Annotated in this window: 17 protein-coding genes; 6 read left to right on the forward strand and 11 right to left on the reverse strand. The window is 36.4% G+C overall.

What is annotated here, in order from left to right; all coding sequences use genetic code 11:
• Nucleotides 1–203: 203 nt before the first annotated feature.
• Nucleotides 204–812 (reverse strand): superoxide dismutase, encoded by a 609-nt coding sequence (locus tag Q8X41_RS05740; protein WP_397539295.1) that lies wholly within the window; start codon nt 810–812, stop codon nt 204–206.
• A 130-nt stretch (nt 813–942) separates the two neighbouring features.
• A complete protein-coding gene (locus tag Q8X41_RS05745; RefSeq protein WP_397539296.1) occupies nt 943–1,422 on the reverse strand; it encodes a DUF456 domain-containing protein in 480 nt (159 codons plus the stop codon).
• Nucleotides 1,423–1,609: 187 nt separating this feature from the next.
• Between Q8X41_RS05745 and Q8X41_RS05750 the strand changes: the two genes are divergently transcribed.
• The 4 genes from Q8X41_RS05750 (at nt 1,610) to Q8X41_RS05765 (ending at nt 4,310) form a co-directional block, all read left to right on the forward strand.
• Nucleotides 1,610–2,122 carry a DUF1189 family protein gene (locus tag Q8X41_RS05750; RefSeq protein ID WP_397539297.1) on the forward strand — a complete coding sequence of 171 codons (513 nt, stop codon included), beginning with the start codon at nt 1,610–1,612 and terminating at the stop codon, nt 2,120–2,122.
• 51 nt (nt 2,123–2,173) lie between these two features.
• Complete coding sequence (locus tag Q8X41_RS05755; protein ID WP_397539298.1) at nt 2,174–2,506, forward strand: hypothetical protein; 333 nt, start codon at nt 2,174–2,176, stop codon at nt 2,504–2,506.
• 96 nt (nt 2,507–2,602) lie between these two features.
• Entirely contained in the window at nt 2,603–3,718 is a 1,116-nt protein-coding gene (ispG, locus tag Q8X41_RS05760; protein ID WP_397539299.1) for a flavodoxin-dependent (E)-4-hydroxy-3-methylbut-2-enyl-diphosphate synthase, read from the forward strand.
• A gap of 19 nt (nt 3,719–3,737) precedes the next feature.
• Entirely contained in the window at nt 3,738–4,310 is a 573-nt protein-coding gene (locus tag Q8X41_RS05765) for a hypothetical protein (RefSeq protein WP_397539300.1), read from the forward strand.
• A 60-nt stretch (nt 4,311–4,370) separates the two neighbouring features.
• Here Q8X41_RS05765 and Q8X41_RS05770 read toward each other — a convergent pair whose 3' ends face one another.
• A complete protein-coding gene (locus Q8X41_RS05770) occupies nt 4,371–4,850 on the reverse strand; it encodes a hypothetical protein (protein ID WP_397539301.1) in 480 nt (159 codons plus the stop codon).
• A gap of 252 nt (nt 4,851–5,102) precedes the next feature.
• On the opposite strand from Q8X41_RS05770, the gene Q8X41_RS05775 reads away from it, so the two are divergent.
• On the forward strand, nt 5,103–5,324 hold the full coding sequence (locus tag Q8X41_RS05775) for a hypothetical protein (protein WP_397539302.1): 222 nt from the start codon (nt 5,103–5,105) through the stop codon (nt 5,322–5,324).
• Between the two features lie 910 nt (nt 5,325–6,234).
• Here the strand turns inward: Q8X41_RS05775 and Q8X41_RS05780 are convergent.
• The 3 genes from Q8X41_RS05780 to Q8X41_RS05790 are packed head-to-tail and all read right to left on the reverse strand — an operon-like array spanning nt 6,235 to nt 8,295.
• Nucleotides 6,235–6,660 (reverse strand): Fur family transcriptional regulator, encoded by a 426-nt coding sequence (locus tag Q8X41_RS05780; protein ID WP_397539303.1) that lies wholly within the window; start codon nt 6,658–6,660, stop codon nt 6,235–6,237.
• 16 nt (nt 6,661–6,676) lie between these two features.
• Nucleotides 6,677–7,525 (reverse strand): metal ABC transporter permease, encoded by an 849-nt coding sequence (locus tag Q8X41_RS05785; RefSeq protein ID WP_397539304.1) that lies wholly within the window; start codon nt 7,523–7,525, stop codon nt 6,677–6,679.
• The gene (locus Q8X41_RS05790) at nt 7,522–8,295 is read right to left on the reverse strand and encodes a metal ABC transporter ATP-binding protein (RefSeq protein ID WP_397539305.1); all 774 of its coding nucleotides are present in this window, start codon (nt 8,293–8,295) and stop codon (nt 7,522–7,524) included. Before Q8X41_RS05790 ends, Q8X41_RS05785 begins: the two co-directional genes overlap by 4 nt.
• A gap of 103 nt (nt 8,296–8,398) precedes the next feature.
• On the opposite strand from Q8X41_RS05790, the gene Q8X41_RS05795 reads away from it, so the two are divergent.
• Nucleotides 8,399–8,644: a hypothetical protein gene (locus tag Q8X41_RS05795; RefSeq protein ID WP_397539306.1), complete on the forward strand. Its 246-nt coding sequence runs from the start codon at nt 8,399–8,401 to the stop codon at nt 8,642–8,644.
• Nucleotides 8,645–8,761: 117 nt separating this feature from the next.
• Here Q8X41_RS05795 and Q8X41_RS05800 read toward each other — a convergent pair whose 3' ends face one another.
• The 5 genes from Q8X41_RS05800 to Q8X41_RS05820 all read right to left on the reverse strand — a co-directional run bounded on the left by Q8X41_RS05800 (nt 8,762) and on the right by Q8X41_RS05820 (nt 13,647).
• Nucleotides 8,762–10,300 (reverse strand): acyl-CoA carboxylase subunit beta, encoded by a 1,539-nt coding sequence (locus tag Q8X41_RS05800; RefSeq protein WP_397539307.1) that lies wholly within the window; start codon nt 10,298–10,300, stop codon nt 8,762–8,764.
• Nucleotides 10,301–10,316: 16 nt separating this feature from the next.
• Nucleotides 10,317–11,096, reverse strand: a complete 780-nt coding sequence (locus tag Q8X41_RS05805) for an enoyl-CoA hydratase (RefSeq protein WP_397539308.1) — start codon at nt 11,094–11,096, stop codon at nt 10,317–10,319.
• A complete protein-coding gene (locus Q8X41_RS05810; protein ID WP_397539309.1) occupies nt 11,096–12,004 on the reverse strand; it encodes a hydroxymethylglutaryl-CoA lyase in 909 nt (302 codons plus the stop codon). The genes Q8X41_RS05805 and Q8X41_RS05810 overlap by 1 nt, the downstream gene beginning before the upstream one ends.
• A complete protein-coding gene (locus Q8X41_RS05815) occupies nt 12,004–12,216 on the reverse strand; it encodes an acetyl-CoA carboxylase biotin carboxyl carrier protein subunit (RefSeq protein ID WP_397539310.1) in 213 nt (70 codons plus the stop codon). Before Q8X41_RS05815 ends, Q8X41_RS05810 begins: the two co-directional genes overlap by 1 nt.
• Nucleotides 12,217–12,291: 75 nt before the next feature.
• Entirely contained in the window at nt 12,292–13,647 is a 1,356-nt protein-coding gene (locus tag Q8X41_RS05820) for an acetyl-CoA carboxylase biotin carboxylase subunit (RefSeq protein ID WP_397539311.1), read from the reverse strand.
• Nucleotides 13,648–13,649: the final 2 nt, after the last annotated feature.

Genomic DNA, 13,649 nt, shown 5'->3' on the forward strand with positions numbered 1-13,649 from the left:
GAACGAGCTGATTTCGCTTTAGCAAATTCCAGCTCCACTCGCCAACTCCTCGAGGTCGAATAACCTATCCTCAGCGGTAACAATCTCCTCTTCGGGAACAGAATATTTGATTGTAGGAGTACACGAGCGTGTTCCTCATTTATAATAAAAAACACACATCTTACTGACGCGTAAGATGTGTGCTTTGTTCCATTATTATTGGATTATTTTGCAGCAGCGAAACGTTCTGCAACTTTGTCCCAGTTTACAACATTCCAGAATGCTGAAATGTAGTCAGGACGACGGTTTTGGTAGTTTAAGTAGTAAGCATGTTCCCAAACATCAAGGCCAAGTAATGGTGTTTTACCTTCCATGATTGGAGAGTCTTGGTTTGGAGTAGAAGAAACTTCTAATTCACCATTAGCTAATGATAACCAAGCCCAGCCTGAACCGAAGCGAGTTTTAGCAGCTGCTGCGAATTGTTCTTTGAAAGCTTCTAAGCTACCGAATTTTGCATCGATTGCTGCAGCTAATTCACCAGTTGGTGTACCACCAGCGTTAGCAGCTAATGATTCCCAGAATAATGAGTGGTTAGCGTGGCCGCCACCATTGTTACGTACAGCAGTACGAACTTCTTCAGGAACAGCGTTTAAGTTAGCAATTACTTCTTCAACTGATTTTCCTTCGAATTCTGCTTTACCTTCTAGAGCAGCGTTTAAGCCCGCTACGTATGTAGCATGATGTTTGTCATGATGGATTTCCATAGTTTTTGCGTCAATATGTGGTTCTAATGCATCAAATGCATAAGGTAAGTTTGGTAATTCAAATGCCATAATAAAATTTCCTCCTCGAAATAATGTAATTATTAACTACAACACATAGGTTAACAAAATTTAGATAATCGTTCAAATATTATTCACTGTATTTTTTAATTTCAGCCTTTTGACTGAACTTCTACTCATTTCATACAACCAATATAAATAGAATAATCATCACAATTTGGACGATTCCCTTCGTTACTATTGATGTTAAGAATCCAACCAGTGATCCAATTCCAGTTTTTAAAGCGAGCTTAATGGAGCTCTTTGAAAATAATAATTCTCCAATAACTGCACCTATAAAAGGACCAATTAAAATACCAGCAAACGGGATAACAAATGGACCCACTAGTAATCCAATTGTACTTCCCCAAATCCCAGCTTCACTTCCACCAAATTTCTTGACTCCAAATGCATTCGCCAATGAATCAGCACCAAACAAAAGAATTGTAAATAGCACTTCTATAACCCAGAACCACCAAGGAAATTCTCCAAATCCATGAAATAGTCCATGAATAATAAAACCTAAAAAAATAAATAAAACAGATGGAATAATCGGATAGATTAAACCGATAAAAGCAACGACAAAACTTAAAATAACAAGTGTCCAAGAAATATATTCCATAACAAACCCCTTTAATGTAGAATTCTATTATCCTTATTTACCTTTTTTCACTACTATTTATTTTCACATTAAAATTTAAAATACGTCAAATGATTAACGCTCTTTTTTATTAAGTATACATTTAGTTACGCTGCCTATTCGTATCATCTTCATTTCCATGTTAATATACTAAATGGAGGTTATACATATGAAAATTAAACATTGGCAGTTATTCAAAGACAGCCTCATTCATCCAAAAAAACTAGCTGCATACCGACTGCTCCCCATTGGAAAAGTTATTCAATATGTATTATTACTTGTCACATTCGTTACAATTATTTCTTTTATTCAGTTCCTTACTGGAGTTGGTCTTGAAACGAGCCAAATTAAAGGACTTAAAGAATTCATCAATGATATTAAATGGTTAATATATCCCTTTGCTTTTATACTGTTATTTCTTATTAATTCATTTTCATTATTTGTTCAAATTAGTATTTATGCATTTGTTGGGATCGGCACTCTAAAGCTTCTGAAAAAACGTGGAGAATATCGCCATTTATGGCGAACAACTGCAATTGCTATCACTTTATCGACCATTTTCACGACGCTATTAGTTTTCTTCCCCGTTAATGCTCGTTTATGTTCAACTGTTGGGATCATCATTACAGCTGTTTATCTGACAATTGCTTGTACAAAATATCCAAATCAACCTCAAAAATGAGGTCTGAATCTCTTTCTTTTTCATATATTAGTGGAAAAGGGAGGGATTTTTTTGAGAATACTAGTTTCCGCACTAATCATTTTAATTTGTGCTTATTTTATAAAAGTAGATTTAATAGAAGGAACCATTTCAAAAGCTGATTTTTATACGGTGGAGCAGAAATGCGAGAAGACAGATAAAATCCAAACGATTACTGTCACTACAGCTGATGGCGATACATGGGAATCATTATTTGCTCTTTATCCAGCAAAAGATATATCCTTCGCTGAAAGACTTGAACTTGTTTACAAGCTCAATCCGCACCTTTTAAAACAAAGCTTTAAACCAAATGAACAAGTTATCTTACCATTCCGGACAAAAAATGCTGATTCATGTACGAAATAGGCAGTTAATGTTTCTTTCTTGTCATTTCCTTTCAAACACTGCTAAAATAGTTTACAGTGAAGGCTTTTATAGAAGCCTATGAAGGAGAGAGTTTTCATGAATGAAATCACGCACCGCTCGAAAACGCGTAAAGTCCGTGTAGGTGATTTAACGATCGGCGGAAGCAATGAAGTAATCATCCAAAGTATGACAACAACTAAAACACATGACGTTGAAGCAACAGTTGCTGAAATTCTTCGTTTAGAAGAAGCTGGTTGCCAAATCGTACGTGTCGCTTGTCCTGATGAACGAGCAGCCGATGCTCTAGCAGACATTAAAAAACGCATCCATATCCCACTTGTAGCGGATATTCACTTTGACTATAAACTAGCTTTAAAAGCAATTGATGCCGGCGTGGATAAAATCCGTATCAACCCTGGTAATATTGGACGAAAAGAAAAAGTAGAAGCTGTTGTAAATGCAGCAAAAGCAAAAGGAGTACCGATTCGTATCGGCGTTAACGCTGGTTCACTTGAACGTAAAATCCTTGATAAATACGGCTATCCAACAGCTGATGGTATGGTTGAAAGTGCATTACACCATATTAAAATTTTAGAAGATCTTGATTTCCATGATATTATCGTATCTATGAAAGCTTCAGATATCAATCTTGCTATTGAAGCATATGAAAAAGCTTCTCGTGCATTCGATTACCCATTACACTTGGGAATTACTGAATCTGGTACATTGTTCTCTGGTACGATTAAATCCGCTGCCGGCCTAGGTGCAATCCTTTCAAAAGGTATAGGTAACACATTACGTGTATCTTTAAGCGCAGACCCTGTTGAAGAAGTGAAAGTAGCGAGAGAATTATTAAAATCATTCGGTCTTGCTTCAAATATGCCTACATTAATCTCTTGCCCTACTTGCGGACGTATTGAAATTGACTTAATCTCGATTGCAAACGAAGTAGAAGAATATTTACAAACAATTAAAGCCCCTATCAAAGTTTCTGTTCTTGGTTGTGCTGTAAACGGACCTGGAGAAGCGCGTGAAGCTGATATCGGTATCGCTGGTGCTCGCGGGGAAGGTTTACTTTTCCGTCATGGTAAAACAGTTCGTAAAGTACCTGAAGAAACAATGGTTGAAGAATTGAAAAAAGAAATCGATATTCTTGCTGAAGAATATTACAAAAAACAAGAAGCAGAAAAAGCATCAAACACTCAAAACTAGCATCTAGGGGGATTTTGTAATGACGAAGAAATATAGTTTTGGTATTGATATTGATGGTACAGTCACTACACCTGAGTTCCTATTACCTCATATCAATAATGCATTTAAAACGAATTTGATTTTAGATGATATTATAAAATATGACCTTACAGAAGCCCTTTCTGTTGAAAAAAAGGATTTCTTTGATTGGTTTAAAAAAGAAGAACTTAACATTTACAAAAATCCTCCTGTTCAATCAAATGCGCATCGTATTTTATCTAGTTGGTATCCAAATGTTGCCTTGAACTATATAACAGCTCGTGAAGAAAACTCTCGTGAAGTTACAGACCAATGGTTTAAATCAAATCAATTACCTTACGATAAGATTGATATAGTCGGTCCAACAGATAAAGTGATAGCTGGACGTAAATACGGAGTACAACTATTTATGGAGGATAAACACGATAATGCTGTTCATCTCCATGAAGAATTAGATATACCCGTTTTGCTATTTGATGCCCCATACAATCGTGAACCAATCCCAAATGGTGTTATTCGCATAAACAACTGGGTAGAAGCCGAACATTGGGTAAAAAAAGAATTCGGTATATAATAGATTATAAGAAAAAGCGAAAGATCACATAATTGTGTTCTTTCGCTTTTTTGTATGATTTTAAAAATTAATATCTAACAATTTCTTTGCTTTTTCTAATTTTTCAGGTTCTTTTTTGACTGTCATATATGTCATTTCTTTTTTCATCGTATCTTGGAAGAAAATTGTACCATCTTTTAGCATATAAATTTTATAAGTAAGCTTATCCATAGACTTGGTATCACCAAGAGCTATAATATAGCTACCTTGTTTGTCCAATTGCTTAACAACCTCTGCTTGCTTTTCCGTTTTTGGCACCATAACAACAGAACGATTTACAAGTCGTATAAAATCCTGCACTGTTGCAGGGGCTTTGATTAATTTCCCAGTTTCTTTCGTCGAAACCCCTCGATCATTAACACTTTGAATGTATAGATATTGATAAAATTCAGATTTAGGAATAATAATCTCTCTCGTATTCGCTTTGGAGCTACTATTATCACAACCTACTAAGCCAATTACCAACGCTATTAATAATAATAAAGTTTTCAAAAATTTCATAGCAAAACTCTCCTTTTTCCTACAATAAATTCCCCTTTTAACATTATACTTGTAAAAAAAAGAATACGTTTAATGATCATCAAGTTGTAACAAGATTGGCAAACCTTATTGTCACAACTTTATCAATTATGCTGCGATGTAATAATCTTATTGTTTTGCATTTTTGAGCAGTTAAACTACTATAAATGCTAAAGCTCTTGTATAATGTTGGTGTAGTAAATTATTCAATATCAAGGAGAGCGGTGAAAAATAATGGATTGGCAATATATTATCAATCTCTTTGCAAACTGTTTTATTTTCCTCTTCTTTATTCAATATATTTTGAGCTTTTTTAAAACTTCACGGAAAGATCTTTTAACTAAAATGTTGATCAATTGCCTTGTGATTTCAGCAATTGTCATTTTATCAATACCAGTACTAAAAGAATGTGATATTCGATTAGGTTATTTAATTGAATTTCCATTTGAGAATTAGCATTTGAGTAGTAATAAAAAGTTCGTCTATTTATCTAGACGAACTTAGATTGTCGACAAAAGGTTTCGAGAGGAATGCACTCTCGTTACCTTTTGTTTTTCTTGTATTTACAGCCACTTCAATGAACCTTCTTGGCTCCCCATCCGCGATGTAAGCATCTACCGGAGCAGAGATCCCCAATTACCAGAGCCGAAGCAAAAGCTGAACCAAGAATGTCAGTGTTATTATAATCATTTAAAAGCACTCCTTCAAAATAAATTATTACAAAAGCTAAAATTGCATCCAAAAATTACGTAATTGTATTTCTTCTAATATCTTTGCGATTTCATGATTTCGGGAATATATACAATTCTCCTACAATGTAAGAAATTACTGTTAGTGCTAAGTTAATCAATTATGAGTTAACTACTTGTTTTTTGATGGCAAAAACCTTCATCAGATTGAACTTAGTTTGAATATAATTCGATTAATTATTCTAATTAATTTTTTAAATTTCAGGACATAATAATACCTTAAAAGCTTATTTAGAACTTTCATATATCAAATAAATAGAAAATTGTTAACTTTTTCTTTGTTTTTTAAATTTGTAATCATCTAGTTCATCTGTAATGTCTAGAATTAAATAAAAAAGTCAACAATAATTGTTGACTTAGTAACACTTTACTTAGCATAAGCTTATTCGATTAAAAAGGATTTTATAATTCGACCATTTCTTCAGAATATTCAATAGTTATTTAAAACTTATCTCAGCTGCAAGCCTAAACTTAAAAAAAGAGCTAAAATAACTGAACAACTCTATAATGAAGCTAAAAAGAAAGGCATTAAGGTTAAAGCGGACATACTTACTGTTTTTAAAAACACAAAAAGTTAAGAGGTTTACCATCCAAAGTAAAAAGCCTGTCAAACGTTGCTATGACAGGCTTTTCTCTATACATTCTGGGCATTTTCCATAAATTTCAAACTTATGATCCTCAATCTCATACTCCGGAAGTTGTTCGTGGAGCATGTCCATTGGGCAAAGGTGAATTTCTTTGATATTACCGCATTCCATACAGATGAAGTGATGATGGTGATGCTCGGTTTCACATTGCATACGGAAGTGACGTTCACCTGATAACTCGGTTTCTTCCAGTATACCTAAATCTACAAATGTGGCTAAATTGCGATAGATTGTATCATAGCTCATACCGGGGTAGTCTTTTTTCATCACAGCAAGTAAGTCGCGGGCAGTTAAATATTTCTCCGTTGCTTCGAACATTTCTAAAATTTGTTCACGTTTATCTGTTTTTTTAAAGCCGCTATCTTTTAAAATTTCCCATGCTTTTGTCAAATTCATTACCCTAGTACTCCCTTCAATCTTTTGCGCGTATTGCCATCACAATTTTCTTTCCAATAATAACAAGTAATAATATTAAAATTGATGTTACTACGATCGTACCACCCGGTGCCAAATTCAAATAGAATCCAGCAATTAACCCAATAATTACTGCTAATTCTCCAAATAGAATGGCAAAGAAAATAGTTTGTTTAAATCCTTTAGCGATTCGAATGCTTGCAGCTACTGGTAATGTGATTAAAGATGATACAAGTAAGATACCTACAATTCGCATACTTGCAGCAATCACAAGTGCTGTCATTACCATAAACATTAAATGGACTGTTTTGGCTGGTAGCCCACTTGCCTTTGCATATTCTTCATCAAATGATAAAACGAATAGTTCTTTGTAAAAAAGACTAATAAATGTTATCACTAATACAGCAATTCCAAGTACAATCCACATATCTTGTCTACTAACTGCTGAAACTGAACCGAATAAATAGCTAAATAAATCGGTACTAAAACCTTGCGCTAATGAGATGAAAATTGCACTCAAACCAAGACCAGCAGACATGATAATTGGAATCGCCAATTCTTCAAAATGTTTATATAAACTGCGGAGCCGTTCAATTAAGACAGAACCCCCTACCGCAGAAATAATTCCTAGATAAATAGGGTTTAATGTTGCGAATGCTGCAACACTTTGGCTTAAGTATAAGCTACCCGCAATTCCAGCTAAAGTAACATGGCTTAATGCATCAGCAATTAGTGATAATCGGCGAACAACGATAAAAACGCCCAATAATGGGGCGATAACCCCTATGATAATTCCCGATAAAAAGGCATTCTGCAAAAAGTCATAATGTAATATAGATTCGATCATCTTTGTTTCTCCTTATTGTTATGATGAATTTTACGTACTGCATGGCCATACCATGCATTTAATTGATCATCAGATAAGGAATCATAATCATCTTTATAGCCATGAAAGTGGATTTTTTGATTTAAACAAGCCACATGGCTAATCGTATTGGATACTGTATCCACATCATGTGTCACCAAAATCATGGTCATATGAAGTTGCTCATTCAGTTCAGTAAGCATATCATAGAATGACTGCACATTTTCGTGGTCAATTCCGACGGTTGGTTCATCTAAAATAAGCAATTTTGGTTCTGCGACTAGTGCTCTAGCGATAAAAACACGTTGTTGCTGACCACCTGAAAGTTCACCAATATTACGATTCGCAAACTGCTCCATACCAACAGCTTGTAAGGACTCCATCACACGTGCTTGCTGTTTTGGTAAATGTCTTTTGAATAGGCCGATTTTTTTAGTAAGCCCACTCGCTACAACCTCTTTTACAGTGGCAGGGAATCCTGAATTAAATGAATTGGATTTTTGAGAAACATAGCCAATCCACTCTCTTTGTTTAAAAGTTGAACTAGGTTCGCCAAACAACTTAACAGTGCCCTTTGTAGGTTTTAATAGACCTAAAATTATCTTCAGCAATGTAGATTTTCCAGAGCCATTGGGGCCAAGTAACGCTAAAAAATCACCTTCTCGAACAGATAAAGTAATATTGTTTAACACTTGCGTATATTCATATTGGAATGAAACATCTTGTAATTCAATTAACGGCTGTTGTGCCATATACTTCGCTTCTTTCTAATTCATAATCATTACGATTTACAAAAACTTAGTATAATAGATTACCTACGCTTTGTAAAGGACAATTACCTGAGAGGATGAGTAAATGGATTACCTAGCTCTATTAAGTGAAATTAATCGCAAATCAGATAAGGAGCTTGCTGAGTATGCCAAAACTTATCAGATTCCACTTTCGAAAAAAGAAATACAAAAACTCCGCCCACTTCTTTCATCGTTTTCGATCCAATGGGTATTAACTGGTATACCCGATCATGTAATGAAAGAAATTGAAAAAATACTTGGAAAACAGAAAACAAAAGAGTTACTAGGAAAATACGGAAGGTATATTTAGCCAAAGAATTATAGACAAATTTGGAAAGCTCTATATCGAACAAAATAGGCGAAATGCTTTTTTATGAGCATTTCGCCTGTTTACATTAAGTAGATTTAATTAAGCTTTAAACAAGCCTTAGACTGGACTAACCCCATGCTTACGATCTGTAAATGTAAGTTCCTTTGATCGATAAGCCTCTAACCTTGTCTCTAATGTTTTCCGAAGCTCATTTGGCTCAATAACATCATCAATAATTAACTCAGATGCTAATCGGTACACATCAATTTCCTCGCGGTATTCATTGCGACGTGCCTCAATGAATGATGCTTGCTCTTCTTTTGGCAACTGCGCAATTTTATTTGCATAAACTGCATTGACTGCTGCTTCCGGACCCATAACAGCAATTTGGGCGCATGTTAATGCAATACAAACATCCGGTTCAAATGCTGGACCTGCCATCGCATATAATCCTGCACCATATGCCTTACGTACAATCACTGTAATTTTAGGAACAGTTGCTTCACTCATCGCAAAAATCATCTTCGCCCCGTGACGAATGATACCCATTCTCTCTACCTGCGTACCAATCATAAAGCCTGGCACATCTGCTAGGAAAATTAAAGGAATATGGAAGGCATCACAAAGACTTATAAACTTAGCTGCTTTATCAGCTGAATCATGGAACAGCACACCACCTTTTACACGTGGTTGGTTTGCAATGATTCCAACAGATTGCCCATTAACCCGTGCGAATCCAGTAATAATCTCCGCAGCAAATAATTTTTTTACTTCACAAAATGACTCTTCATCAATAAACCGATTGATTAAATCGTACATATTAAATGGAACATTTTGATTTTCTGGAATCAATTCTGCAATCGATTTTTCAAATGTAGCGGGCAATTTAGGTTGTTCTATTGTTGGCTTATTTTTGAAATTGTCTGGAAAATAACTGATATACTGACGTGCATAAGCAATTGCTTCTTGTTCTGTCTTTGCTAAAACATCTCCACACCCTGATATAGAACAATGCATCTTAGCGCCACCCATTGTCTCAAGGTCTACCTTCTCCCCAATTACCATTTCAGCCATTCGAGGAGAGCCTAAATACATAGATGCATTGCCCTCTACCATAACAACGACATCACAAAATGCTGGTATATAGGCTCCACCTGCAGCAGATGGGCCAAATAGTAAACAGATTTGTGGAATTCGTCCTGATAATTTTACTTGATTGTAGAAAATACGTCCCGCACCACGACGACCTGGGAACATGTCTATTTGGTCGGTAATGCGTGCACCAGCAGAATCAACTAAATAAAATAACGGAACCCCAAGCTTTTCAGCCGTTTCTTGAATGCGAATGATTTTTTCTACTGTACGTGCTCCCCAAGATCCTGCTTTTATGGTTGAATCATTTGCCATTACACATACTGTACGACCATGAATTTTCCCAATCCCTGTAACAACGCCATCTGCTGGTAAATCTCCAGCAAGTATATTGGCAAACGTTCCATCTTCCACGAGTAACCCCTCATCAAATAAAAGCGCTAATCGTTCACGAACAAAAAGTTTACCTTGCTCCTTATTTTTTTCGTGATATTTTGCTTTGCCACCTTTAAGAATTGTATCTTTTAGTTGAGCATGTTTGTTTTCAGTTGTTAATTCTGCCATTTCTCCCATCCCCCTTTTATTTCCCCTGATAAACTGGTGTTCGTTTTTCCTTAAAAGCATTAAGACCCTCAAGTCTGTCCTCTGTATGGAGCAAACGACTATAAGCTAAAGATTCAATTTGCAGTGCTGTTGAAATATCGGTTTGCATACCTTGATTTATCGCTGTCTTCGCCTGAACAAGAGATAATGGTGCATTTTTTGCCATTTCACTTGCAAGTTCTTTTGCTTTTATAAGCAGCTCTTCAGGCTCTACAACGTGTTCAACAATCCCATATTCCTTAGCTTCTATAGCAGATAAACGACGCGCTGTATATATCAGCTCTTTTGCTTTACCAATACCGATTAATCTTGGGAGTCGCTGCGTACCTCCAGCGCCTGGAATAATGCCAAGAGAAGCTTCTGTAAGACCAAGTTTTGCTTTGCTACTTGCTATACGAATATCGCAGGCTAGTGCTAATTCTAATCCTCCACCAAACGCGACACCATTGATGGCCGCAATGACTGGTTGGGCTAATGATTCAAAAACATTTACAGTTTGCCCAATCATTGCAACGGTTTTTCTTACTTCTATTTCAGTCATTCCGTTTCGTTCCTTTAAATCTGCACCAGCACAAAAAGCCTTTTCCCCTTGTCCTGTGACAATTACGACGCGAACATCATGATGGTATTGAATCGTATCAAGTGCTTCTTTAATCTCCTTTAACATTTGAACAGATAATGCATTCGCCGCTTCAGCTCTTGATAATGTTAATATGGCGACACCTTGGTCAATATCTAGTTGTACGAACTGTAACATCAATGTTCCTCCCCTCGTGCAACTGCCACTAGCTTTGAATCTAATCTTTTTCCAAGCTTTTGTTCTATCAATAAAGCTGTTTGCTGAATTTTATCTAGACTGATCCCTGTTTCAATGCCCATCCCATGAAGTAAATACAACAAATCTTCTGTCGCTACATTACCCGATGCACCTTTTGCATATGGACAGCCACCTAATCCTCCAATAGCACTATCAAACTTTGTAATCCCGTGTGATAGACTTGTCATCACATTCGCTAATGCAGTTCCTCGTGTATCATGAAAATGCATGGCTAATTGATTGACCTTAAAATGCTGTAGCATCTCGGCTAGAAGGGAATCGACTTGTGTTGGTACGCCAACGCCAATTGTATCTCCAAGGGAAATTTCCGTAATCCCCATATCAAATAGCCTTTCAGCCACTTTTACCACTTGAGTAGGTTTTACATAACCATCGTACGGGCAACCAATCACCGTTGAAATATAACCACGTACTGTCTTACCCGCAGATAATGCACCTTCTACTACTTCCTTTAAAACAGGAAATGTTTCATCAATGGTTTTATTGATATTCGCTTTATTATGTCCCTCACTAGCTGACATAAAGACACTTACTTCATCTACACCAGTTTCTAAAGCTCGCTCCAAACCTTTACGATTTGGCACAAGTGCAGCATATGTAATATCCTTTTGTCGCTTTATAGCCTTTAACACCTCAACTGCATCCGCTAATTGCGGAATCCATTTAGGATGAACAAAGCTCGTTACCTCTATGTAATCGAGCCCTGTTTCACTTAAGCGATCAATAAAAGCAATTTTGTCTGTTGTTTCGATGAAACTTTTTTCGTTTTGCAGACCGTCACGTGGACCAACTTCTTTAATTTGAACGCTCATTGGAAGTGCTATCATTACTCAATCTCCACTAAATCATCATCCACATTAATGAAATCGCCTTCTGCTGCAATCACTCGCTTGACTGTTCCTGCCTCTTCTGCTGCAATTGGAATTTCCATTTTCATAGATTCTAAAATCACAACATCTTGCCCAGCTTCTACTTGATCCCCTTCAACAACAAGAATTTTCCAAACAGTACCCGCCATACTTGCTTTTACTATTGTCATATATTATCCCTCCACTTTTAAAAATATTATCTATAAATGGCACTAATTTGATGTGCCCCCATTTCATCTTTATTTTCAAATTGTTGAGTTTTCCGGTAAATAATATTGCTCTACAAATTTCGTCGTTGTTACGCCACTTTTAAACTGTTCGTGCTTTACAACATCTAATAGCATCGGGATATTCGTTTGAATCCCTTCGATGATATAGTTAGATAGTGCATCTATTAATCTTTCACAAGCCTCTTTCCTAGTCGGAGCCCGTACGATCAGTTTGGCAATCATTGGATCATAAAATGGAGTAACTACGCTACCTGTTTCGACTGCCACTTCATGGCGAATGCCATCGCCTGTTGGTAACACTAGCTTTGTAATCTTTCCTGGTGAAGGGAAAAATGTAACCGGATGCTCTGCATAAATTCGTACTTCGATCGCATGACCATTTTTCTTTAAATCTTGTCTAGAAATCGTTAAAATTTCATCATTTGCAATTTTTAATTGCTCTTCTACTAAATCGAGTCCTGAAATTTCTTCTGTAACAGGGTGCTCGACTTGTAATCTTGTGTTCATTTCTAGAAAATAGAAGTTTTGCGCACCGTCTACTAAAAATTCAATCGTTCCTGCATTCGTATAGCCAATTGTTTTCGCTGCATTCACTGCTGCATCAAGCATTTTTTCACGAGTTTCCTGTGAAATAAACGGTGAAGGTGCTTCCTCTACAACTTTTTGATTTCGACGCTGAATGGAACATTCCCTTTCAAAAACTGGAATAATATGTCCATAGTGATCTGCTAAAATTTGCACCTCTACATGATGTGGATCGGCAATAAATTTTTCGATAAACATCGTGCCATCTCCAAAAAAGCTTTGTGCACGTTTTTGGTTTCCTTCAAATGCGTTGCGAAGTTCAACTTCATCACGGACGAGTTGCATCCCAATTCCACCACCACCGGCTGAGGCTTTTAACATAACGGGATAACCAATTTCATGGGCGATTTTCGCTGCTTCGTCTGTATCTGCAATCGGTTCATTAACACCTTGTACAATGGGTACGCCAACTGCTGCCATTGTTCTGCGCGCTTCTAACTTACTCCCCATTGCCTCAATAACTTTGGATTTAGGACCAATAAATATGAGCCCCGCTTCCTCTACTTGCTTTGCAAATGTGGCATTTTCAGATAATAATCCATAACCTGGATGAATCGCTTCGGCTCCAGTCTTTTTTGCCACATCAAGAATTGCTTCTATATTTAAATAACTATGTGATACGGGTGGCTTCCCGATACAGTAGCTTTCTGTTGCCTCTTTTACATACAAACTATTTTCATCAGCTTCAGAATAAACTGCAACAGTTTCAATTCCGAGTTTTTCACACGTTCGGATAATCCTTCTTGCAATCTCAGCTCGATTTGCAATGAGCACTTTTTTAAACATAG

It is taken from the genome of Rummeliibacillus pycnus, assembly GCF_044359855.1.
Classification (GTDB): Bacteria; Bacillota; Bacilli; order Bacillales_A; family Planococcaceae; genus Rummeliibacillus; species Rummeliibacillus pycnus_A.

Excerpts from the sequence above, each read along its gene's own strand:
- Q8X41_RS05790 (WP_397539305.1), bottom strand. The coding sequence starts at position 8,295 with ATGGCACAACAGCCGTTAATTGAATTACAAGATGTTTCATTCCAATAT.
- Q8X41_RS05745 (WP_397539296.1), bottom strand. The coding sequence starts at position 1,422 with ATGGAATATATTTCTTGGACACTTGTTATTTTAAGTTTTGTCGTTGCT.
- Q8X41_RS05810 (WP_397539309.1), bottom strand. The coding sequence starts at position 12,004 with ATGATAGCACTTCCAATGAGCGTTCAAATTAAAGAAGTTGGTCCACGT.
- Q8X41_RS05785 (WP_397539304.1), bottom strand. The coding sequence starts at position 7,525 with ATGATCGAATCTATATTACATTATGACTTTTTGCAGAATGCCTTTTTA.
- Q8X41_RS05750 (WP_397539297.1), top strand. The coding sequence starts at position 1,610 with ATGAAAATTAAACATTGGCAGTTATTCAAAGACAGCCTCATTCATCCA.
- ispG (WP_397539299.1), top strand. The coding sequence starts at position 2,603 with ATGAATGAAATCACGCACCGCTCGAAAACGCGTAAAGTCCGTGTAGGT.
- Q8X41_RS05770 (WP_397539301.1), bottom strand. The coding sequence starts at position 4,850 with ATGAAATTTTTGAAAACTTTATTATTATTAATAGCGTTGGTAATTGGC.
- Q8X41_RS05780 (WP_397539303.1), bottom strand. The coding sequence starts at position 6,660 with ATGAATTTGACAAAAGCATGGGAAATTTTAAAAGATAGCGGCTTTAAA.
- Q8X41_RS05775 (WP_397539302.1), top strand. The coding sequence starts at position 5,103 with ATGGATTGGCAATATATTATCAATCTCTTTGCAAACTGTTTTATTTTC.
- Q8X41_RS05820 (WP_397539311.1), bottom strand. The coding sequence starts at position 13,647 with ATGTTTAAAAAAGTGCTCATTGCAAATCGAGCTGAGATTGCAAGAAGG.
- Q8X41_RS05765 (WP_397539300.1), top strand. The coding sequence starts at position 3,738 with ATGACGAAGAAATATAGTTTTGGTATTGATATTGATGGTACAGTCACT.
- Q8X41_RS05815 (WP_397539310.1), bottom strand. The coding sequence starts at position 12,216 with ATGACAATAGTAAAAGCAAGTATGGCGGGTACTGTTTGGAAAATTCTT.
- Q8X41_RS05805 (WP_397539308.1), bottom strand. The coding sequence starts at position 11,096 with ATGTTACAGTTCGTACAACTAGATATTGACCAAGGTGTCGCCATATTA.
- Q8X41_RS05800 (WP_397539307.1), bottom strand. The coding sequence starts at position 10,300 with ATGGCAGAATTAACAACTGAAAACAAACATGCTCAACTAAAAGATACA.
- Q8X41_RS05795 (WP_397539306.1), top strand. The coding sequence starts at position 8,399 with ATGGATTACCTAGCTCTATTAAGTGAAATTAATCGCAAATCAGATAAG.
- Q8X41_RS05740 (WP_397539295.1), bottom strand. The coding sequence starts at position 812 with ATGGCATTTGAATTACCAAACTTACCTTATGCATTTGATGCATTAGAA.